Raw genomic sequence first — 21,918 nt, 5'->3', positions numbered from 1 at the left:
CAGCAAGCGGAGATTTCACGTGGCAGTATTTAATCATGTTTCGTTCGATGAACACGAACAAGTGGTATTTTGTCATGACAAGCAAAGTGGTTTAAAAGCCATTATTGCAGTCCATAATACGAACCTAGGCCCCGCAGTGGGTGGGTGTCGCATGTGGAATTATCAATCTGATGATGAAGCATTAACTGATGTGTTACGTCTATCACGTGGCATGACTTATAAAAATGCCCTTGCCGGTTTAACCATGGGTGGCGGTAAAGCCGTAATCATCGCCGATCCTAAAACCACCGACCGCGAAGCATTATTTTTAGCCTTTGGCCGCTTTGTTAACAGCCTAGGTGGTAAATACTATTCAGCAGAAGATGTAGGCGTATCAACATCCGACATTATGATAGCCAGTCGTGAAACTGAATTTGTAGCCGGAATGGAAGGTAAGTCAGGCGACCCATCGCCCCTCACTGCACTTGGCACTTATTTAGGGATCAAGGCTGCAGTAAAACATCAACGTGGTATCGACAGCCTTAAAGGCATCAAAGTGTCTGTACAAGGTGTAGGACACGTTGGGTACTACCTATGTAAACATTTGCATGAAGAAGGCGCTGAGTTAATTGTTACCGACATTCATCAAGCATCGCTTGACCGCGTAGCGACAGAGTTTGGCGCCACCGTGGTTGCGCCTCAAGACATTTATACTCAAGATGTGGATGTTTACGCTCCTTGCGCTTTGGGTGCCACATTAAATGACACCACATTGCCATTACTTAAAGCGACGATTGTTGCAGGTTGTGCCAATAACCAACTAGCTGAAGTACGACACGGTGAAAAGCTCAAAGAAATGGGCATTTTATACGCACCAGATTATGTCATTAATGCTGGCGGCATTATTAATGTCTCGTTTGAGAAAAACTATGATGCCGCGGCATCAAAAGCTAAGGTAGAGCAAATTTACAACACATTGTTGACCATCTTTAGCCGCGCAGATAACGAAAACCGAACCACAGGTTCAGTTGCCGATGAAATGGCCAAAGCTATTATCGACGCAGCACGATAATAGCAAGCCTGAATACTAGGGTCTGTTGATCTTTGCTGGTTGAATTTTGTTCGAGTTAAAAACGTTTTAATCGAGGCGAATGGATTGAAGCCTAGCCACCTAAGCAAAATCTGTTCAACAAAGAGTAAAACGTTTTTAGCCGAACCCTGTGGGCAGCGTTTGTTGGTCATTTTTACTGCGTTATCGACTTTTTATGTAGAATAATACACTTCAAAGTCTCTGCCGCGCACTTGTATATGAGTAATGACCAACAATTCGCTGCAAAAATAACCTTAAAAGATCAACAGACCCTAGGGAAATACTGAGTATTTCCCTTTTTTATGGGCAAAAATAACTCAACACTCAGTGAAAAAACAAACTCACTTTGACTCTAATACCGCTATTCAAGGGGGCAATAATATTGGATTGCGACCCTAAATCAAAACCGCTAGACCCACTCTAAGTGACCAGACAATCAATCTAAATTGTCTTCGCATTAAGCTTAATCAATTTGCAATAAATCGTTCACCTTAGCGTCAATTAACTGCCCTACTCTAAATTAACACTGACGCAACCTGTGTATTGGGAACTGGCAGACGATGACTGATAGCAATCAAACAACAACGCTGGCAAAACGACAGCCGATTTCACACCTGACTCACCCTCAACAGATCCAATCATTTCATGCCTTGTGGTTATCAGACGTTCATCTTGGCAGCGTAGACTGTAAAGCAGATTTTCTGCTGCATTTTTTAAACCACAGTCAAAGTAATTACTTATATTTAGTCGGTGATATTGTGGATGTATGGGCCCTTAAAAAAAGAGTGTACTGGCCAGACAGCCATGACAAAGTCATCAAAAAAATACTAGAACTTGCCAATAACGGCACTCGGGTTGTATTTATTCCCGGTAATCATGACGAGGCATTTAAAGCTTATGCTGACAGCCACTTCAGAGGAGTCACCCTCGCAAAACAGCACATCCATGAGTCGATTAATGGCAAACGGTTTTTAATGCTTCATGGCGATCAGTTTGACTCCCAAGTCTGTGTTAGCCGCACCTACGCCAAATTAGGCGACCATTTATATGATGTTTTATTGTGGTTAAACCGACAACTGCATGCGGTGAGAAGTGCAATGGGCTACCCCTATTGGTCACTGGCCAGCTTTATTAAGTTACGGGTTAATAAAGCCCAGCAAGCCATTAACCAATATCGTGATGCGGTATTACGCTACGCGGCAAAAAAACAGGTCGACATGGTGGTGTGCGGACATATTCACCAGCCTGAGCTGTCTGAGCACATCATCAACCAGCAACGTCTAATTTACGCTAACGACGGCGATTGGGTAGAAAACTGCACTCTCATTGCCGAGTCAGTGACGGGCGATGTGCAACTACTTAAATGGAACGAACAAACCTTGCAGGCAGAAATCGTCAACTACATCGAATTCCCTCGTGTGCATAACGATAAATCTCCCCAGCCACAAAAACAGCATGTAGCATAAATAAGGGCACAATTATGATATTTACCGTCGATAATGTGGTCGAGAAAAACCTTCCCAAGTTACATAACAAACCTTGGTTAGCCACGCCCACTAAAGCCATGTTGCGTTATTTACTCCACGAAAAACAATGTAATGAGATTGCCAATGAACATGCGCATTTATCAGGAGTTGACTTTGTTGAGCAAATCTTAGCATGTTTGAATTTTACTTACAGCGTACCCAATAACGAAGTTGAAAATATCCCGCACGAAGGCCGCGTGGTCATTTACGCCAATCACCCAATAGGCTCACTCGATGCCCTCGCCTTGATTAAACTGATTAGCCAGATTCGCCCAGACATCAAAGTGGTTGCCAATGAATTATTGATGGCCATTAAACCCTTACACTCTATTTTACTTCCGGTGCGTAACATGACTGGTGGTACACCCAAACAACATTTAGACGAAATTCATCACCACCTTAAAAACGAAGGTGCTGTACTGATTTTCCCGTCTGGTGAAGTGTCTCGTTTACGGCCAACGGGTGTAACGGATTTACATTGGCACTCAGGATTTTTAAAAATGGCCCGAGCCTGTAATTCCCCCTTGCTGCCCATATTTGTTGATGCCAAAAACTCAGCCACATTTTACGGTGCATCAATGATATACAAGCCGTTAGCCACCTTACTGTTAGTGAAAGAGATGTTTAAGCAAGCCGACCAAGTGATGCCGGTACGTATCGGACAATTGATCGCCAAAGAAGTGGTGAACAACCAGGATTTCCCGTTAAAAACCAAAGTTAAATTGCTTAAAAATCATTTATACCGCATCGGTAAAAATCGCAGTCCTTTATTTACCACCCAAAATGCGATTGCGCACCCAGAGAAGCGAAGCGAATTGCAACATGCTTTATCGCAATGCGAGTTACTCGGGCAAACCCAAGACAACAAACAAATTTATCTTTATAAACACCACCAAAGTAGCTCAATAATGCGTGAAATTGGTCGCTTACGTGAAATCGCTTTTCGCGCCGTAGGTGAAGGCACAGGTAAGCGTCGTGATACTGATAAATATGATAATCATTACTTTCACTTGGTCTTGTGGGACAAAGATGACCTAGAAATCGTCGGCGCCTATCGCTTTGCCAGCGCCAAAGCATTACATGAAAGCGTCGGCAAAGACTCACTCTACAGCCAATCATTGTTCGACTATAAGCCGGCCTTTCAACCTTACTTTGACCAAGGCTTAGAACTAGGGCGAAGTTTTGTACAACCCAAATATTGGGGCCGTCGTAGTCTAGAATACCTATGGCAAGGCATTGGTGCCTTTTTAGTGAAAAATCCCCAATATCGCTATTTATTTGGCCCAGTGTCGTTAAGTGATAGTCTCCCCTTACAGGCAAAAGACATGTTAGTGTTTTTTTATCAACAGCATTTTGCTAGCGATGAGACGTTAGCCCATTCATTCCACTCATACCAGTTTACGCCAGATAGAATTCATCAATTACAACAATTATTTAACGGTAACGACTACCCGGAAAACTTTAAAATTCTCAAACGGACATTAGCAAATATGGCAGTCTCTGTACCAACGTTATTTAAGCAATATGGCGAGCTTTGCGATAATCAAGGGGTTAAATTTTTAGACTTTGGAATCGATCCTGAATTTGGTGATTGCATTGATGGCTTAGTGTTAGTTGATATCCATCAACTCAAACCCATTAAATATCAAAAATATTTGGCAGGCCACTTGCTCCCGGCGCAAGCCGCATCATGACGCGTCCCCTTAGACGTACTTTTTAGTGGCATGAGTGGTTGTTATTTGATTGTTACGCTAATATTTATCTGATATAACAAGATAAATCAGTGGAGAATCACCTATGACGACATCGACAAACAATGACATGGCAGAACAACTGCCCCACAGTCAATTGACTGTGGCTGACATTATGGTTACCCGTGTTGTCACCATAGAGATGGATGATCGTCTCACCCTAGCGAAAGAGATTTTCGATAACGTCAGTTTTCACCACTTACTGGTAATCGATGAAAACAACACCTTGGCAGGCATTTTATCGCATCGTGATTTTTTACGCGCGCTCAGCCCCAATATAGGGACTGCTGCAGAACTGATAAGAGATACTGAAACCCTTCAAAAACGGGTTCATCAAGTGATGAGTCATAATCCAATCACCATTGCGCCCCACTGCAACATCAATCAAGCCAGTAAACTGATCCTTGACCATGACATTGGGTGTCTACCAGTATTAGAAAACAATCGTATCGTTGGCATTATTACCTGGAAAGATCTGCTAAGAGCCTATTACACCAATTTTTAATAGAATGTGACCTATTTTAGGCAGCGTCTATTGCACTGCATAGCATGATTTGTCCCCCACAATGCCCTCTTTTAAGAGCCCACGACCACAACGTCTAGATGCTCGCGCTCAAAACGTCTTCACAAGCCCAGTCGCTGATATTTTGCAATATAAAATATAAAAATAAATATTATCATAGCCAGCAATAACATAGGTTTAATTCGCAAATTGTTCATATTTCTATACTGGAAATTGTCACATTGCTCTGCTTTATTAATAACAGGATTAAAAAGTGTCAATGTTAATGCAGTTTTGAATGATAGGTATACGTAAACACGCGGTTATCATGTGAAAGGATGAGCATTATGATTAAATTTTCTTACCATCTAAATCAAGACAATATTGAGTTACATGCCAGCAATTGGTGTGGCTTGGAGCGGGTTTTTATTAACGGCAAAGTGGTGTCGCGTAAATTCAACTTTGGTTTACAAAGTATGCACGACGTCTTGCTCGATAACGGTAAAAAATGCCGTTTTCAGTTAATTGCCGATCCGCAAACCTCGTTAATATCTTGCCGTATTTACAAACAAAACCAACTGGTGACCATTTTAAAACAAGGCCAAAAACAGTTACAAAAAAGCCAGTTCATGATTGAATCTGGCTTTGTGATAGTTTGTGTCGGCATGCTCAGCATGTACTTATTGAGTTAAACTTAAACTCAACAAGATAGATTACCCAAGTGTAAAATCTATTTGAACCGTTGCAGTCCCCTTTGCTGGCTTACCATCTACAAATTTAGGCGCATAACGCCACTGGCTGAGCGCCTCAATTGATTCTTTCTCAAATTGGCTACCACCATCTGAATCCAGCACTTTTGGTGATTGCACAAAACCTTGCTCATCTACAGTAAACTCCAGTTTGACCCAACCACTTTTACCACGCGAAGCATAAGACATTGGATAATCTGGTGCAGTCCTAAATAGAGGCGTTTGTTCTTGTTGGTCATTCCATGGGGTCATTTCACCGATGGCAATACAATGCTTGGTGGCCTTGTCTTTCTGACCTCTTTGCTGGTAAATATCAACCAATAATGCATGTGCACGCAGTTCATGTGGGTGGCTATAAGGTAACGCTTTGTATTGCTTTATTACTTCTACTAGGGCATCTATAGCCTTAGAATGCTGCCCCATTGCCTCATTTAATGCACCATAAAGATAAGTCGCATCAACGCGCTTTATTGCATTTGCTGGCAGTTTGTCCTTATAAATATCATAGGCGTCAAAGGCAAAGTCTCTCACCTTTCGAGTATAAAATTCAGTCCCTGTTAAGCGATAAAAAGCAAAGGTTTTCACTTCAGCCACAGTTAATTCATTACCATCATCTTCGGCAATATCAATGGCTTCAAACAAGATTTTTTTTGCGTAGGTGTTATCTGGCGTCGTTTCAGCTAAGCCGATAAGTGGATCGACAAAGGCAATATCATTGTCAGGCAATGCTTTACGATAAGTCGTTAAAGCAGACTCAAACAATTGTTGAGCGTTTATCACCTGCTCATCTTGTACCACTCGCCCCCTGTTATTTTGCTTTGACTGCGCAACAATGGCATTAGCCCAATTGATGGCTAAATTGGCACTATCAATGCTGTCAGCACCAAATTTTACCTTACCAAGCTCGTAAGCTTGTTGGGCATAGGTAATGACATCGGCTTGATTATTTGCATCTATTGCTTGGTTATACTGTTGATATGCTTTTGAGAAATCGGCCGACGGTGAAGACTCAGCAAAGGCCATGTGGCTGGCACATGCTGCAACAATAGATAAACAAATAAGTGTTTTTTTCATGGTTAAAGTCCTTTTTAATTGCATTGTTATTATTATTGTTATTGTTATACGATAGGTAGATGAACTGCAGTATAAACAATGCATTGCAACATCACAAACCACTGCAACAATCTATAACATGACTGGCGCATTTGCAAAGATGAGTATCGGCTGTAATAACACATGATAAATCGTGGCACTCTCTAGGCTACGCTACTGTTCAGTGTAATTCCGACTAAAATGGATAACATCCCATGGGGAATCTTTAGGTGTTAGGCGCTGACCATTATAAATGGTTGTTTTTGATGTGAGCGATAATGACTAAATATGCTTGGCTTAACCCATTATTAAGGGTTTTATCTGCGCTTAGGACTAAGACATGATTGCCGTTTCGCTTGCGGTAACCGATCCGGTAGTTGATGTGTCACAGACAATATTACGTCCACAATTTTTAGCTTTGTATAATGCCTTGTCGGCAAGCTTAATCAGGTCCTCTACCTTTGTCATGTGCCTTTCATATTCTGCGACACCAAAACTGGCGGTGACAGATAACTCGCCGCCATCGTGATACAGGGTAATTGACGCTATCTTTTCACGTAAATCATTGGCTAATTGCATCGCATCTGCTTGATTAGTATTGGGTAAAAAGATGATAAATTCTTCACCCCCCCATCGTGCTAATACATCACTTTTGCGAGTATGTTGTTGCAATGTTTTGGCTATGCTTTTAAGCGCTGCATCACCCACTGCATGACCATGTTTGTCGTTAATCATTTTAAACCAGTCAATATCCAAAAGGATCATAGAAAACGGGGTTTGCTCTCGTATGCCTAGCACCCATAGTGGCGAGGCATTAACCGTAAAAGCACGACGATTAAATAATCCGGTTAGATGATCATACAGTGCTATCACTTCGGCGGTGAGCCTTGCTTTATCCACCTCTTTTAAATTAAACGCTAACGCTAAGGCCAAAATAGACATTTCGATTAACATCCCTATCTCAATACTATGAAATAAATACGTGTTGTACGGAATAATTCCCCAGGTGGTAGCAGCAGACAGTGCCGCGCCTCCCGCACCAAGAAATACTGCTGGAATAAAAAATTTAACCATTGCATGACCATTTCGTAAAGCTAAGCAGCCTAGGCTAATAAAAATCACCACTAAACCCGAGGTTAACGCCACACCAATATTTACAGCCAACAGTTGATCTGCATAAATAAACAATGCCAACGTAAAAAAAGCAAAAACACGATATATCAGCTTATTAAAACGATATACCTTTGGTAAGTAGGTTTTTAACTTTAAAAACTCAAAGCAAAATGCAATGCCAAAAATAACGTAACAATATAAAAAAAATATCATTGCCCAACGCTGTATCAGTAAACAATCAGGCCAAATAAATTTAAAACCGTGTCCGGTATAAGCAATGTTCAAACTTAAAAAAGATAATAAATAGAATGAATAATAAATATAGCTACTGTCTTTTAAACTCACTGAAAGCACAATGTTGTAGACGAGAAGAATAAAAAATGCGCCATATAAAAAACCATAAAAATAATTACTTAACTCTACATTATGCTGTATCGCTTGCTCTGTTGTTAAATAAAGGGGGATTAATAAAGGATCTTGAGACTTAAAGCGAATTAGCACCTGGGTGATCCCGGGGAGATATTCATATGCTTGCGCTATCATTCGTGTTGGCTTACTGCGAGAGCTGAAAGGAAGTGTGTCACCCGTTGCCAGTTTATCGACGAGCTCATTTTGCCGAACAAAATAAAAATCGGCATGATCTAACCAGGCTGAATCGAGATAAAAATACGATTTTATTGGCGCCGTTGATGCATTATTCACTAACACTGACACCCAAATAACATCATGGGTAAAACCAAAACTCACTTTGCCATTATGGTTTTTCACAAAATGACCTTGCTGATAATGGTTCAGTGCTTTTTCAAACGGCACGTCGTCACCAGTTACCTGCCAAATACTTATTTGCTTGTTGATGAGTTGCTCACCAACAGCAGCGGTTAATTCGATAGGTTTACTTGCAACGTAAAAACTGCAAAAAAAGACTAACACCAATAAAAGTCTAATAGTAAATATCCTTGGCAAAAGTTTACTATTAGATTAGCCCCAGATGTGGTGTTTGTCTAACCCGATAACCTCTGTTTTAACGCGGCACTCTAGCTTAATTGTGCAACGATATAATCAATGAGTGTCCGAGTTTTAAGTGGCAAATTTTTATCTTTATACAATACATGTATTGGCATTGCTTCTGGTGGTGTTAAGCAGTCAATATTCACTAATTTACCCGCAATAATCGCCTCATTTACCACGATTGTTGGCTGTAAAATAATGCCTAGGCCATCAATGGCTGCTTGAGTGAGCACAAGGCCGCTGTTTGAAAGTAATCTAAAATGACGCTTACCAAATATATGTTGATGGGCCACAGACAAAGACCCATTTGTTGAATAACTAAACCCAAGACATTGATGATCACCTAAATCATTAAGACTGTGTATTACCGGATGCGTTGCTAAATACTGCGGTGAAGCGCAAAACTGCATGTGATAATCCATGATATGTCGCCCAATCAAACCAGAATCGCCCAACTCGCCAATTCTCACCACCAGATCGATATGGCTATTTATCGGATCAACCAGGCTATTGTCGAGACAAAGTTCCACATCAATGTCTGGATAGAGATGTAAAAAACGATTCACTATGGGTGCTAATACGCTACTACCAAAACTGACTGGCGCGTTAATACTGATCCTTCCGCGGGGTGTTCCTGTCATCATTTGCAAGGTATTTTCAGCCTGAGCAATAGCGGCCAATATTGTTTTACATTCTTGGTAATACATCCGACCAGACTCAGTCAACTCCTGCTGGCGAGTCGTACGGTTAATCAATTTAATACCCAGATATGCTTCTAGTTGATTAATATGCTTGCTGACCATAGTGCGGCTGATTTTAAAATGATGTGCTGCGGCACCAAAATGCCCTTGTTCAGCCACATGGCTGAACACTTGCATAGCCGTTAATTTATCCACCGAAAATCCTAGTTAGCTTAATCTTTGCTCCCATTGTAAACCAGGAGTGTTTTCTGTAAACACTCACAACACATTTTGCTGATCACAAAACTGGTTTACGATGCCCCTCTCGATGAGTAAGGGACCAATATGGATAACAAATTAAATCAGCAAGGCATATTTATCACCGCAGAAATCCACATTAAAGATGAAGTGCCACTAGCTCAGGGCGTTGATGCTGTACGCCAATTTTGTGTGGACATGAATAATGAACCCGGTTGTTCATTAGCAATAGCACTGCAAAGTAAAACTAACCCTAAACATTTTGTGTTTTGGGAACGCTACGACAACCAAGCAGCATTTGATGCACACTTTTCCTATGAACATACTCAAGCTTTTATTAAATCGGCATTAACCGAGTTACAACAAGCATTTGATTATCAATTATTAACATCTGAGGATTGATGTATGTCTAAGACAAAAAAGTGGGCAATATTAGGCACCAGTTTTATTTCGGGAGTGATGGCAGAGGCGATACAAGCACAAGGACAAAGTACAATCTATGGTGTAGCAGGCCGTAATACCATCACATTGGCCGAATTTGCTTCGCGATATCACATTCCACATCAATTTACCGATTTTGATGCGTTAATCAACGACCCTGAAGTTGATGTGGTCTACATCGCTCTCCCAAATCATCTACATCATGAGTACATAATAAAAGCGGCACAAGCGGGTAAAGCGATTCTGTGTGAAAAATCACTGTCTGTCGACATGCAAAAAACCACTGCAAGCCTAGAGGCGATTGAGCAAAACAAGGTGTTTTTTCTTGAAGGTTTAATGTATTTAGCCCACCCATTGATGCAGCAACTCAGTCACACTCTCGCCAGTGGCAAAATAGGTGAAATAAAAAGTATCCGAGGCCAATATTGCGCAGCCATTAGCCAGTTTGTAAACCCAGCCAGTCTTGGGGCGCTTTTTAATTTAGGCTGTTACCCAGCATCATTAGTGCAATTGGTCATGCAACAACACTTTGGCACAGAGCAAAGCCAGCAATATCACATCACTGCAAGCACAAGATACGGCCAAGATGGCAACATTTGCGAATCAACCGCCATCATCAGTTACCGTAACGGTGTGCAATGTCATTTACATACCGCAGAAGACTATGGTCTGCACGCAGGCTTTACTATTTTAGGCAGCTTAGGAAGTATTGAGTTTGGCTCAAATCCTTGGTTACCTGAGTCTCAAGGTAATCACTTTACTGTTAGGTTATATGAGCAAAAAGAGGACTTGGTGACCGTTACCGCTAAGGGAAATGGTTTTTACTATCAAGTAGAGGCAGTGCTTAATGCACTGGCCACTGAGCAATATATTGTGCCCAGACCTTTGGCACAACTCGCTGACTCTGTTGATATTATGAAAATGCTAACGACATGGCATCAGGCCGCATTAAAAAGCTGCACTGCAAACCACACCATTAAACGCTAAACATTGGTTTACTCGCTGTTGCTGAACGTCAGATAATTCGGTAACAGCAAAGTAAGCGTACTCACTGTGTTCATCACTTAAGCGTATGGCCGCGCCTTGAGGAAGCTCGCAACGAAAAATAAATGCTTGTGATTGGAACGCTCTGTGAAAGTAGACACCAGACAAATAGTGAATATTAACATCACACCCAAGCTCCTCTAAACATTCACGCTTCAGCGCTTGATGTATTGTTTCACCTGGATCAAACCCGCCTCCGGGCAAGCCCCAGTGCTTGTCTGCATAAGTGGCTTTTAACAAGAGTACATGTCCCTGCTCGTTGGTTATTACGGCATGAGCACTCAATCGAAATAAATCATTAAAAGCCATTTACTACCTATCCTTATTTTGCTGGACACCATTGTCATTTATGTTGGCTGACAATCGTACATCACTCTTAGCAACAATATAAAAGTCACCTATCAGCACGTTAACAGCTCAGCCTTAATTGCAATTAGCGATTGTCTGCAATCGGTTTTTTTAATAATTTGCGTTGTAATGTTCTGCGGTGCATACCTAACTGGCGGGCAGTTTCTGATACATTCCCCTTATTGTTGGCAAGCACTTGTTGAATATGCTCCCATTCGAGCCGTTTAGGAGTAAGAGGTTGCTCGGTGATGACATCAAAGGGGCTAACATGAGCGACATTGTCAGTATTTTGTGTTTGAAGCGCATTAAGTAATGTTTGAGTATCTACAGGTTTTGCCAGGTAGTTATCGGCCCCCAAACGGATCGCTTCAACAGCGGTAGCAATACTGGCAAAGCCCGTCAATAAAACCATATAAACCTGCGGAAGCAGTTGCCTTAATGGTTTAATTAACGACAGGCCATTGTGTTCAGCCAGCTTCATGTCAAGCACAATATGAGTGGGGGTAAATTGTCTGGCAATCAGTAAGCTATTAATCGCATTTGGGCACGTTTTGCAGTCAAAACCATGGCGAGCTAAACGGCGCGCAAGGATTGCCGCAAATGCTGTATCATCTTCTATAATCAGTAACTTTTTCATCTATTTCTCAATACAACGCCAAACAATACCCGTTAACTCAATGCGGCTTGGTTAACGCCTAGTCATCTAAGTAACTCTATTCACAAAAAGTCATTCAACAAAGAGTAACACGTGTTTAGCCGGACCTGTCAGGGAGCGTTTGTTGGCCATTTCTACTGTGTTATCATTTTTATGTAGCATAACGACACCTCAACCTCTCTGCTTTATAGTTCATGTTTATGTAATGACCCCAAATGGCTGCAAAAACAAGCTTGAAACATCAACAGTCCCTATGCACTAACGGTAAAGTAACAATCGCTTCGGTGCCACACTGCGGATGTGCTTTGAGGTATAGCCTTCCACCTAAACGCTCAAAACTGGTGTGACTCAATAACACCGCAACCCCCATTCCTTTAGGACTTTTAACCATATTGCTGCCCAATGTTTCAAGTAAGTGCGTAGCGATACCCACCCCATAGTCACGAATGGAAATGCTTAACTCTTGGTTTGACGCTGGCGAGACGCTAAAGTTGATATCAACCTTTGCACCTTGGCTATTATCTTCACTTGCTTGGGCCCCGTTTTGAACGAGTGCTAATAATGCTGGCAATAAACTCATGTCTGTGTGCAAAACGGCGTCTTCAGCAGCTGATGTCACACAAATGTTTAACTGCGTTTCGGGCATTAATAAATTAATTTGATCTGATAACAAAACCACCAGCTTATCAACCGACTGATGCAATAATTTTTGTTCGCGGATCGATTCTGTTGCAAGGCGTAAGTCATTTAATGTCACTTCACAACGGTTAAGTGCTTGCTGCATATCTGCTAGTAATTCAGTTTGCTCGGGTTGATGTGTCGTGTCTGCTATTTCATCTACGAGTAAACGTAGCGTGGCCAATGGAGTGGCTAATTGATGCGCCATTTGCGCTGAAGCTGTACCCAATGCGAGGATTTTTTCTTGCCTTAATTGGGCTTCACGTAAGTATTGCAATTCAACATTTTTTTGCCGAATACGCTTGGCAATAAAGCCGACTGTAATGGTTAACACCAATGCAGAAATAACAAAGTTGAACCACATACCTAAATAATGTGAGCCCATGCTCATCAAATGACTGGCGGAAATGTCCATCGCCATCTGGCTCATATCATGGCCAGCATGCATGTTGCCACCTACAGGCATTGTTGGCTGATCTGGCATATGATCAGCAATAGTGATTATCATCAGGCTATAAAACACGGTCGACAAGGCGGTTAATGACCACGGTGCCCAGCGAGGTAAGGTAATCGCCGAAATTGCAATCGGCAGCAATAGCAAAGAAACAAACGCGTTAGTCGCCCCACCTGTATAATAAAGCCAAGTAGCCCAAAATAATGTATCTAGCAATAACGTTAAAAACAACAAACCTTGATTGTTAATACTGAGCCGATGAAACCGATAACTAAACCCCACGTAACAGGCTTCAATAATCAACACGTAACTAAAGCTGATGGGCGGTGTGATTAAGCCAAACAAGTCAGTCGCAAATAGAATAAGGCCAATTTTCAAGCCCCAGTTAACTAAGCGCAATAGTGCTAATTGTTGTTGATTGGCACTAAAAGGCACATTCAGATTTGCCACGTTCATCATCCTAACTCTATCCTATTGACCTAATACTCTCACAGTAAACAAGATTCAACCAAACAGCATTGATTAATTGAGCAAAAATCACCCGTAACTAACACAAATAGCAGGTATTAAGCTCAAGCCTAGCTTGAAATCTGTTGTTAGGTGACTTTTTCATCGACATGCTGTTAACGACACTTCAAATTTAACGCCTTTAGTGCTACTAATGTAATTTTACTGCATAGCTATTCATATATATTTTTAATTCAATTCGATTATAAGTGTATTTATTAAGCTATTAGCCCTAAAAATATTGATTGGCTGTTTGAGTACATAGCTCAAAACAAGCAATGTAATACGCCAAGTGAAAGCCTCAAAAAATAATATAAAACTAGGAATTTATTCAATGATTAATGAAATTGTGTCGTTCGCCAACAATGTATTATGGGGCGAATACCAAGTACTGATCTACATATTAGTATTTGCCGGTGTGTGGTTTTCATTGAGATTACGCTTTATCCAACTGCGCCACTTTGCTTACATGTTTAAAGTGATGAAAGGCAGTACCCAGGGCGATAAATCAGGGATCAGTTCTTATCAAGCTTTGTGTACTGGGTTATCAGCAAGGGTGGGTACCGGTAACCTAGCGGGTGTTGCCATGGCGATATCCCTTGGTGGCAGCGGCGCCGTATTTTGGATGTGGGTAATAGCACTGCTTGGTATGGCAACCGGGTTTGCTGAGAGTATTTTAGGCCAGCTGTATAAAGTACGCGATGATCATAAAGAATACCGTGGCGGCCCCGCCTATTACATTCGCGCAGGGCTTAATAAACCCTGGCTGGCCGTATTGTTTGCCCTGTGTTTATTTTTAGGTTACGGCATTAGTTTTAGTGCCATGCAAGCAAACACCATCACCGATGCCCTCAATCATACCTTTGATATATCAAGCGTATACTCAGGTGCTGTCATTACAGTAATAGCCGGCATTATTGTAATGGGTGGGCTACGCAGTATCGCCCGCTTTGCAGAGTTAATTGTACCTTTTATGGGCCTTGCCTTTATTTTGGCAGCGGTGGCAGTAACCTTGATTAATATTCAGCAGGTACCTGCTGTGTTAATGGATATCTTTAACTCGGCTTTTGGCTTAACTGAAGCTGGCGCTGGTGCATTAGGTGCGGCGATAAAAAATGGTATTCAACGTGGGTTATATTCTAACGAAGCTGGCGCCGGTAGTGTCCCCCATGCCGCAGCGGGAGCAACCCCTGTGCCAAACCATCCGGTTGCGCAAGGCTATGTGCAAATGCTTGGAGTGTTTATCGACACCATGGTGTTATGTAGTTGTACTGCGATTGTGATTTTACTGGCACAAGGTAATATCGGCAACGAAATGGAAGGCATTCGTATTACTCAAAATGCCATGACTCACCACATGGGCATGAGCGGTGATATGTTTGTGGCCATTATTATCACCCTATTCTCATTTACCTCAGTGGTGGCCAATTACGCCTATGCCGAGAGTAACTTACACCTGTTTAAGCTAGATAATATTTATGGCCGTACGGGTTACACCTTATTGTATTTAGCCATGGTGTTCTGGGGAGCAAATGCCAGTTTAAAAGAAGTGTGGAACATGGCCGACATGGCCCTGGGGTTAATGACGGTGGTAAATATCAGCGCATTGATGCTATTAACGCCAACCATAGTTAACTTAACCCGCGACTATCAAAGTAAGCTGCACACCACCAACAAACCAGAATTCAAATTGGCCGATGTAAAAATTCAAGGTAAAACCGAAGAAGGTGTGTGGTCGTAAACAAGCCAAAATTATAATGCCATGGAAACTAACATCGAAAATTGGCACAAAAGTCACTTTGCGTTTTATCTGCATTACACCATATAACAATTGGTGATTAAAAATTAATGCAATACACTGGCCTTATTTCGATAGATTATCGTAAAATGTCATTAACTAAAGAGGGGCTAATGGCTAATATTTCTAAATTTGATCGCGAAGATGTACTTATAAAAGCAAAAAACCTGTTTTGGCAAAAAGGTTTTCTGGCTACATCTACGCGAGAAATTCAAACAACGATGGACATGCGACCAGGCAGTATTTATGCCGCTTTTGGAAGTAAAGCTGATCTGTTTCATCAAACGTTAACTCATTATGCTCAAACATCAACCGATGTGCTTAATGCACATTTGGCACAACATGAGCACGCTTGGGATGGGTTAAAACAGTATCTTCGGGGGCTAATTGTCCCTTGCAGCGCCGAAGTGCCGAGTGAATTATGCATGATCATGCGAACACTCGCTGAGCTCGATGAATCTCACCAGGAAACCCTTGATATTGCTAAAGGTTTACTCAACAAAGTAGAACACCGTTTTGCCGGTATTGTTGAGCAAGCCCAGCAACAAGGTGATTTGTCTGCGCAATATGATAAGCATCAACTCGCTAAAAAGTTGCAAGTTCACATTATTGGTTTACGCTCATATTTAAAAGCCACCGGTGATACAGAAACGGTTAGCCAACAACTTGAAGAGTTTTTCACTCAGATACAATCCAAATAAAAAAAGCGCCTCAAGCGCTTTTTTTATATCTCAAACACGTCACCATTAATAACGCTAGGCTAATGCATCTACAAACTTAACATTAAATTGGCCAATACCACGATATTCAATGTTTATCTCGGTTTCCATCAAAACTTTAACAACACCGCAATATGACCCCGTAATAATGGCCTGCCCTGCATTGAGTTTAATACCTAATTGAGCCAAATAATTAATCATCCAATACACTGGTAATGGAGGTAAGTCACAAGGGTGTTTACCAGCAAATGATTGTGGCGTATTTGGTGAAGTGTTGTCAGTAACGACCACATCCACCTGCCCTGCAGCAAAAGCCACAGATTTGTCAATTTCAGGGCCAATGTATACACCTTGATTGCTCAGGCCATCAGCTAACTTTTGATAAAAACTCGGTTGAACATCGCCAGCAAATCGATTCTGAATTAACTCCAATGCCATGTGAGTCGCGCTGATCGCTTGGTCAATTTCAGCATTGGTGTAACTGCGATGAGGTTCAATATCTTGACCTAAAATAAACGCGATTTCAGGCTCAATAAGGGCTAATACTTGGTCATCTTTAACACTCGGTATAATGCTACATTGCCCGCCGCGTTCTGCAGGTTGCAAAATAGGGGCAACAATAAGATCTCCGTTGGCTTGTGGTACTAAGCATTTCCAACCGGCAATATGGCCATTAAGACCAGCCATCATTTGTTGAACCGCAATGGCTTGTTCCATGCTTTGCGGTGAAACGCTATCAAAGTGCGAATTAGGCGCTTTAGCATTGCGCTGGGCAAACAAGTGTTGAGCAAGTTGGAGCAGTTGGTTATTTTTGGTCACTGTGGCATCATCTTGAAATAAAAAAACATACATTAACGTGTTTAAACGAGGTTTTCTAGATGCAACAAAAAACCGCTGACCTAAAAAGCCAGCGGGTTAATACTTTACAATAACTTACTTGCGAGTTGCGCGTAACATCCATGCGGTTTTTTCGTGTATGCGCATACGATCTGACACTAATGCTGCCGTCGACTCATCGTCGCCAGCTTGGGCTAATTTAAGCACTTCACGAGCCGTTTTAACCACTTGTTCATGGCCTTGAGTGAGTAAATCAACCATAGTTGCAGAGTCAGGCACACCTTCAACTTCTTTAATAGAACTTAAACGAGCAAACTCTTTGTAAGTACCAGGTGCTGCAACGTCAAGTGTACGAATACGCTCTGCAATATCATCAACTGCGGTTGCCAGTTCGGTGTATTGTTCTTCGAACATCAGGTGCAATTCGCGAAAATGAATCCCTGTGACGTTCCAATGAAAGTTGTGAGTTTGCAAATACAGCGTGTATGAATCAGCCAATAAACGTTTTAGGCCTTCTGCAATTTTAAGGCGGTCATCTTTTTTAATACCAATATCGATGTCTGTCATGTTAACTCCTAATTTTGAAGAATGAATCAATACAACAATACAACGCCTATTACCTAGGTAATATTGATCTTGCTCTGTTTTGACGCAATATTGTTTAAATCTGAATGATTGATACTGCATGCGATTGATATTAGATCATTTTAAACTGCAAAATCTATTAAATTAATACATTTTAATCTATTTATTTAAGAATAGTGTTCTTGACTGAGTTGGCTGTTAATCAAAAAGCAGCATCTTTGTGACAGCACAACAGAGCAATGCCATCGACTCAATGATAAGCAGATTGACAGTAATACACAGCCTCAGGCAGCACATAAACGACAAATCAGCAGAATGATAACTAACAAATGCCTTTCACACGGCGCGACTCGTTTATATGCAATAGGCTAGCTGCCCCCTGTGTTAATTCGCCATGAGAATTAAGTAACGCACAAGCTTAAAAGCAAACTAGAGTTAACACGCTGACCTTTTACATCATCTAACACCTGATCATAGGATTCAGGTTAAGTCGATAACCGCTCACATGCCCGTTTGCTCCATAATTTATGGTAACGAGTAGAGTAAAATACGCTTAATCACTTGGATATATTGGCGTAAAAAAGGGCCGGTGTGATATGCAATACCATGACGACAAAGGATTTCCTGCACTTGTGGTGCCACCTGTTGATAACGGGACGAGGGCAAGTCAGGAAACAAATGATGCTCAATTTGAAAGCTCAAATGGCCAGTTAAAATATGAAATAACTTACCACCCGAAATATTTGACGAGCCCAGCGCTTGGCGATAATACCATTGGCCTTGAGTTTCATTTTCACACTGCTCTTGGGTAAAGGTATGTACATCTGAGGTAAAATGACCACAAAAGATAATGGTTGATGTCCATAAATTACGCAGTAAATTCGCGATTAAATTACCCAGTAACACCCACAAAAACAGCGGTCCTGCAAGTAATGGAAACACCAAATAATCTTTTATTAATTGCTTAGCCCCTTTGGTAAAAAAACGCCGTTTGAGCTCATTAGCATCAACGCGTGATATTCGACCTTGCTTTTTTTTGCCCATAAACACACGTTCGGCGGCTAACTCATGGTAAGACACGCCCCATTGAAATAGCACACTCAAATTAAGGTAGGTTATAAACTGCCACAAATTTTTAATTCGCCACCCAAAGTCATTAGACAAACGTAATAAACCGTAGCCAAAATCACGATCTTTGCCAATCACATTGGTGTAAGTATGGTGTTCGTAATTATGGATGCGCTGCCAGCTCTTACCATCACAAGCAATATCCCAATCAAACTGACGGGAATTAATATGAGGATCGTTCATCCAATCGTATTGGCCATGCAAAACGTTATGACCAATCTCCATGTTGTCGAGTATTTTGGCGCAGGCTAAACTCAACACGCCAATTCCCCACCATAGAGGATGAATAAACCCCAGCATTAATAGAGCACGACCGCCCCACTCTAATACTCGCTGCCACACAATCACGTTACGAATATAAGCAGCATCTTGACGACCGACTTCAGCCATTGTGTCACGCTTTAATGTGTCTAACTCTTCGGCTAATAGATTAAAATTAATAGTGTTATTCATAAAATTACAATTCCAACTCAAGTGAGGTTACGGCCTGAGAAATACACAATTGAATTAATTGCTCACCTTGTTGCGACAACTCACCGGTGCGCAAATTTCTCACTACTCCTGACTTTTTAACACATCGACACTGATGGCATACCCCAATACGACAACCAAAATTAGCACGAATACCCTGTTGTTCTAATCCCGTTAATAAGTTGTCATCCGCAGTTAAAGTCAACAGGGTTGACGTGCCGCGTTGAATGACCAGCACATCGTGTTCACCAGTGCTTTGTTGCGCAACAACAGGGGCTTGATAATACTCGGCCCGACGTTGCTGCTGTGGATGCAATAACATATCTAATTGCTGATCAACGGCATGCTTAAACTGTGCTGGACCACAAACAAATACCTGGCTACTAGGATCACAATGGAGTAAGGCATCTGACAAATGATGACCTTGTTGCCTCACTAACAATTGCAAGCGTAACTGTGGGAGTACCTTGGATATTGCTAGCAACTCATCAACATATAAGTGTTCTAAAGCCTTAGCAAAATACACTAAATGAATAGGATGGTTTGCCCCTGAACGAGCTGAACCACTTGCCAGGTGAGCAAGATGGTGCAACATGGCCAAAAACGGTGTGATGCCACTTCCTGCAGCAACAAACCACACGGGATTATTTGGAAAATCAACAGTGACAAAATCACCTTGCGGTGCGCTGATGTTAACCACACGTTGAGTGAGCACACTCTCGACTATCTTTGGGGTAAATCCCCCCTCTGTATTAACTTTAATCGTCAACCTAATCGATCGCTGCCGCGGGTGATCATTACTTAGTTGTTGTGGCCCTGATGAAATCGAAAATGGTCGAGTCATTAAGCGACCATTCACCTCAAGCGTGAGTAAAACATGTTGCCCAGCTTTAGCCTGAGGCCAATGCTTTTCTGGGCTCAACAATAGTTCAACAACACCATCAAGGTTTTTTATTGATAACACACGCGCGCGAAACCAATGAGTGCGCCAAGCAGGTTTAAAGCGCTGTATTATCGGTTCAAGATAACTACCTATTGAGTCAGTGTGTAAAAAGGTTTTGGCAGTGGCATGATTTAGTCGAGTCAACACATTCATTCGTAGCAGATGCTCATTATAGTTGATTGCACAATTTGAGCGCACAATTGTAAGCCCAAATCACATCAAGCTGCAACAGTCATATTCACAAATACGGATAAACTCACACCAAGCAATCTATAACTCATACAGGATAATTTATAAGAATTTGATAAATAGGTAAAATAAAACAATCTAGAGGGAGAAAAACAAGAGACACCATTAATCATTACAGCGTCTGCAACAAAAACCGTGACAAAAATAGGTGCTCACGCGTTAGCTAAGCAAAGCATAAACAAGCTTACTTACCCAGGAGAAAATACATGGAGATGAATAAAAAAGAGATTAAAGATAGGCTATCACTGACCAGAAAGTTGTTTTACTTGCTTAAGTTCATCCTCTGTTAATTCACCATAATCTTTTGGATAGGGCCAGCCATAGCCCCAACGAAACTGAGTAGGTAAATAAGGAGTCCCACCAACTCGCACACCCGCTAACATCAATAATGCAATGTGCGGCTGCCCTACTTGTGCTACACACGCTCTTAGTGCTTTATCTGAGGCTAAACGCTCATCAAAAGTGCCGCCTTTCCAATAATCAAAGTCGTGTTTTTGACAACAGGCTAACCAAAGCTCACCTTGTTCAAATGTGCCATTTGGAAATGCACTGCAACCATCACTGCTAAAGGGAGCCAAAGTAGTTGCTCGTGCAACGTTAGCCGTAAGCATTAATAAAAAAACAATGGTTAACTTAATCACCTGGCGGTAAGGCATAAAATATGGCACCCAACAATAAAATAGCCCCATTATGATGCCACACTAATCATGAGCGAGTAAGCGGGTCATATACGAAAACCGATGGGATGTGTAGCAAACACCATTGTGTAACGATACCCTATGCTTTACTGGCTTAACCGCCATCAAAGGTAACCTGTATAACCGATCAGTTATGCACTGCATTACCAAACCACCTTTGGTATGGTTGATACACATCGTATACCCAATTAAACGCTGCGGTATAAACAAAGAAAAACACCAAAACGCCACCTTCGAGCATCATGGTATCAATGAGAGTTAACGATAAATACCAAGAAACTGCTGGAAGCGTTGCCACTAGCATGCCGCCTTCAAAACACATCGCATGCACAATACGGATTGATAATGTGCGATTAATTCGGTCGCTACCCAATAGCTTGTCGAACCAACTGTTGTAGATATAATTCCACATCACAGCAAAAAGTGACAAACCAATACTGACTATCAGCATATCTGTGGTGCTTTTCTCCATTAATACTGCGCTCACAGGGACAATAATAGCGACAGCCAATATTTCAAAAAACACCGCGTGAAATATTCTCTCTTTTCTTAGCATACTGAACTCAATTATTGGTGACGTTTGCCTTATTATCATCCAATATATGGATACAAAAT

The 21,918-nt window shown here is 41.6% G+C and carries 21 protein-coding genes; 9 read left to right on the top strand and 12 right to left on the bottom strand.

Annotated elements, in window-relative coordinates; all coding sequences use genetic code 11:
• Window positions 1–19: 19 nt before the first annotated feature.
• From L2703_RS05780 to L2703_RS05760, 5 genes are all read left to right on the top strand, one after another.
• Window positions 20–1,051, top strand: coding sequence for a Glu/Leu/Phe/Val dehydrogenase dimerization domain-containing protein (locus L2703_RS05780; RefSeq protein WP_248970178.1), 1,032 nt, complete (start codon window positions 20–22; stop codon window positions 1,049–1,051).
• A gap of 578 nt (window positions 1,052–1,629) precedes the next feature.
• Entirely contained in the window at window positions 1,630–2,535 is a 906-nt protein-coding gene (locus tag L2703_RS05775) for a UDP-2,3-diacylglucosamine diphosphatase (RefSeq protein WP_248970177.1), read from the top strand.
• A gap of 14 nt (window positions 2,536–2,549) precedes the next feature.
• Window positions 2,550–4,289, top strand: coding sequence for a bifunctional ornithine lipid synthase OlsF (gene olsF / locus L2703_RS05770; protein WP_248970176.1), 1,740 nt, complete (start codon window positions 2,550–2,552; stop codon window positions 4,287–4,289).
• Between the two features lie 103 nt (window positions 4,290–4,392).
• A complete protein-coding gene (locus L2703_RS05765) occupies window positions 4,393–4,851 on the top strand; it encodes a CBS domain-containing protein (protein WP_248970175.1) in 459 nt (152 codons plus the stop codon).
• 344 nt (window positions 4,852–5,195) lie between these two features.
• Window positions 5,196–5,540 carry a hypothetical protein gene (locus L2703_RS05760; RefSeq protein WP_248970174.1) on the top strand — a complete coding sequence of 115 codons (345 nt, stop codon included), beginning with the start codon at window positions 5,196–5,198 and terminating at the stop codon, window positions 5,538–5,540.
• A 21-nt stretch (window positions 5,541–5,561) separates the two neighbouring features.
• On the opposite strand, the gene L2703_RS05755 is transcribed toward L2703_RS05760, so the two are convergent.
• The 3 genes from L2703_RS05755 to L2703_RS05745 form a co-directional block, all read right to left on the bottom strand.
• Entirely contained in the window at window positions 5,562–6,671 is a 1,110-nt protein-coding gene (locus L2703_RS05755) for an energy transducer TonB (protein WP_248970173.1), read from the bottom strand.
• Window positions 6,672–7,022: 351 nt separating this feature from the next.
• Complete coding sequence (locus L2703_RS05750) at window positions 7,023–8,732, bottom strand: sensor domain-containing diguanylate cyclase (protein ID WP_248970172.1); 1,710 nt, start codon at window positions 8,730–8,732, stop codon at window positions 7,023–7,025.
• 104 nt (window positions 8,733–8,836) lie between these two features.
• Complete coding sequence (locus L2703_RS05745; protein WP_248970171.1) at window positions 8,837–9,706, bottom strand: LysR family transcriptional regulator; 870 nt, start codon at window positions 9,704–9,706, stop codon at window positions 8,837–8,839.
• 129 nt (window positions 9,707–9,835) lie between these two features.
• On the opposite strand from L2703_RS05745, the gene L2703_RS05740 reads away from it, so the two are divergent.
• Entirely contained in the window at window positions 9,836–10,150 is a 315-nt protein-coding gene (locus L2703_RS05740; protein ID WP_248970170.1) for a putative quinol monooxygenase, read from the top strand.
• Between the two features lie 3 nt (window positions 10,151–10,153).
• Window positions 10,154–11,176, top strand: a complete 1,023-nt coding sequence (locus tag L2703_RS05735; protein ID WP_248970169.1) for a Gfo/Idh/MocA family protein — start codon at window positions 10,154–10,156, stop codon at window positions 11,174–11,176.
• Here the strand turns inward: L2703_RS05735 and L2703_RS05730 are convergent.
• The 3 genes from L2703_RS05730 to L2703_RS05720 all read right to left on the bottom strand — a co-directional run bounded on the left by L2703_RS05730 (window position 11,138) and on the right by L2703_RS05720 (window position 13,827).
• Entirely contained in the window at window positions 11,138–11,542 is a 405-nt protein-coding gene (locus L2703_RS05730) for an NUDIX hydrolase (protein WP_248970168.1), read from the bottom strand. The genes L2703_RS05735 and L2703_RS05730 overlap by 39 nt on opposite strands.
• 124 nt (window positions 11,543–11,666) lie before the next feature.
• Window positions 11,667–12,218 carry a response regulator transcription factor gene (locus tag L2703_RS05725; RefSeq protein WP_248970167.1) on the bottom strand — a complete coding sequence of 184 codons (552 nt, stop codon included), beginning with the start codon at window positions 12,216–12,218 and terminating at the stop codon, window positions 11,667–11,669.
• Between the two features lie 259 nt (window positions 12,219–12,477).
• The gene (locus tag L2703_RS05720; RefSeq protein WP_428848647.1) at window positions 12,478–13,827 is read right to left on the bottom strand and encodes a sensor histidine kinase; all 1,350 of its coding nucleotides are present in this window, start codon (window positions 13,825–13,827) and stop codon (window positions 12,478–12,480) included.
• 382 nt (window positions 13,828–14,209) lie between these two features.
• Here L2703_RS05720 and L2703_RS05715 point away from each other — a divergent pair, with 382 nt between their 5' ends.
• Window positions 14,210–15,616, top strand: a complete 1,407-nt coding sequence (locus L2703_RS05715; protein ID WP_248970165.1) for an alanine/glycine:cation symporter family protein — start codon at window positions 14,210–14,212, stop codon at window positions 15,614–15,616.
• 170 nt (window positions 15,617–15,786) lie between these two features.
• Complete coding sequence (locus L2703_RS05710; protein ID WP_248970164.1) at window positions 15,787–16,374, top strand: TetR/AcrR family transcriptional regulator; 588 nt, start codon at window positions 15,787–15,789, stop codon at window positions 16,372–16,374.
• A 54-nt stretch (window positions 16,375–16,428) separates the two neighbouring features.
• On the opposite strand, the gene L2703_RS05705 is transcribed toward L2703_RS05710, so the two are convergent.
• From L2703_RS05705 to L2703_RS05680, 6 genes are all read right to left on the bottom strand, one after another.
• Window positions 16,429–17,211 carry a hypothetical protein gene (locus L2703_RS05705; RefSeq protein WP_248970163.1) on the bottom strand — a complete coding sequence of 261 codons (783 nt, stop codon included), beginning with the start codon at window positions 17,209–17,211 and terminating at the stop codon, window positions 16,429–16,431.
• Window positions 17,212–17,325: 114 nt separating this feature from the next.
• On the bottom strand, window positions 17,326–17,796 hold the full coding sequence (locus tag L2703_RS05700) for a Dps family protein (protein ID WP_248970162.1): 471 nt from the start codon (window positions 17,794–17,796) through the stop codon (window positions 17,326–17,328).
• 543 nt (window positions 17,797–18,339) lie between these two features.
• Window positions 18,340–19,395: a fatty acid desaturase family protein gene (locus L2703_RS05695; protein WP_248970161.1), complete on the bottom strand. Its 1,056-nt coding sequence runs from the start codon at window positions 19,393–19,395 to the stop codon at window positions 18,340–18,342.
• A 4-nt stretch (window positions 19,396–19,399) separates the two neighbouring features.
• A complete protein-coding gene (locus L2703_RS05690) occupies window positions 19,400–20,509 on the bottom strand; it encodes a flavin reductase family protein (RefSeq protein WP_248970160.1) in 1,110 nt (369 codons plus the stop codon).
• 338 nt (window positions 20,510–20,847) lie between these two features.
• A complete protein-coding gene (locus tag L2703_RS05685; protein ID WP_248970159.1) occupies window positions 20,848–21,261 on the bottom strand; it encodes a phospholipase in 414 nt (137 codons plus the stop codon).
• 169 nt (window positions 21,262–21,430) lie between these two features.
• A complete protein-coding gene (locus L2703_RS05680; RefSeq protein WP_248970158.1) occupies window positions 21,431–21,859 on the bottom strand; it encodes a PACE efflux transporter in 429 nt (142 codons plus the stop codon).
• Between the last annotated feature and the right edge of the window lie 59 nt (window positions 21,860–21,918).

Source organism: Shewanella basaltis, from assembly GCF_023283885.1.
GTDB lineage: Bacteria > Pseudomonadota > Gammaproteobacteria > Enterobacterales > Shewanellaceae > Shewanella > Shewanella basaltis.
The sequence above is the reverse complement of the archived record's forward strand: the minus strand, read 5'-3'. Positions and strand labels throughout refer to the sequence as shown.

What these genes read in the sequence shown, in the direction of transcription:
- L2703_RS05775 (WP_248970177.1), top strand. Translation starts at nt 1,630, where the DNA reads ATGACTGATAGCAATCAAACAACAACGCTGGCAAAACGACAGCCGATT.
- olsF (WP_248970176.1), top strand. Translation starts at nt 2,550, where the DNA reads ATGATATTTACCGTCGATAATGTGGTCGAGAAAAACCTTCCCAAGTTA.
- L2703_RS05765 (WP_248970175.1), top strand. Translation starts at nt 4,393, where the DNA reads ATGACGACATCGACAAACAATGACATGGCAGAACAACTGCCCCACAGT.
- L2703_RS05760 (WP_248970174.1), top strand. Translation starts at nt 5,196, where the DNA reads ATGATTAAATTTTCTTACCATCTAAATCAAGACAATATTGAGTTACAT.
- L2703_RS05755 (WP_248970173.1), bottom strand. Translation starts at nt 6,671, where the DNA reads ATGAAAAAAACACTTATTTGTTTATCTATTGTTGCAGCATGTGCCAGC.
- L2703_RS05740 (WP_248970170.1), top strand. Translation starts at nt 9,836, where the DNA reads ATGGATAACAAATTAAATCAGCAAGGCATATTTATCACCGCAGAAATC.
- L2703_RS05735 (WP_248970169.1), top strand. Translation starts at nt 10,154, where the DNA reads ATGTCTAAGACAAAAAAGTGGGCAATATTAGGCACCAGTTTTATTTCG.
- L2703_RS05730 (WP_248970168.1), bottom strand. Translation starts at nt 11,542, where the DNA reads ATGGCTTTTAATGATTTATTTCGATTGAGTGCTCATGCCGTAATAACC.
- L2703_RS05725 (WP_248970167.1), bottom strand. Translation starts at nt 12,218, where the DNA reads ATGAAAAAGTTACTGATTATAGAAGATGATACAGCATTTGCGGCAATC.
- L2703_RS05720 (WP_428848647.1), bottom strand. Translation starts at nt 13,827, where the DNA reads ATGATGAACGTGGCAAATCTGAATGTGCCTTTTAGTGCCAATCAACAA.
- L2703_RS05715 (WP_248970165.1), top strand. Translation starts at nt 14,210, where the DNA reads ATGATTAATGAAATTGTGTCGTTCGCCAACAATGTATTATGGGGCGAA.
- L2703_RS05710 (WP_248970164.1), top strand. Translation starts at nt 15,787, where the DNA reads ATGGCTAATATTTCTAAATTTGATCGCGAAGATGTACTTATAAAAGCA.
- L2703_RS05700 (WP_248970162.1), bottom strand. Translation starts at nt 17,796, where the DNA reads ATGACAGACATCGATATTGGTATTAAAAAAGATGACCGCCTTAAAATT.
- L2703_RS05695 (WP_248970161.1), bottom strand. Translation starts at nt 19,395, where the DNA reads ATGAATAACACTATTAATTTTAATCTATTAGCCGAAGAGTTAGACACA.
- L2703_RS05690 (WP_248970160.1), bottom strand. Translation starts at nt 20,509, where the DNA reads ATGAATGTGTTGACTCGACTAAATCATGCCACTGCCAAAACCTTTTTA.
- L2703_RS05685 (WP_248970159.1), bottom strand. Translation starts at nt 21,261, where the DNA reads ATGCCTTACCGCCAGGTGATTAAGTTAACCATTGTTTTTTTATTAATG.
- L2703_RS05680 (WP_248970158.1), bottom strand. Translation starts at nt 21,859, where the DNA reads ATGCTAAGAAAAGAGAGAATATTTCACGCGGTGTTTTTTGAAATATTG.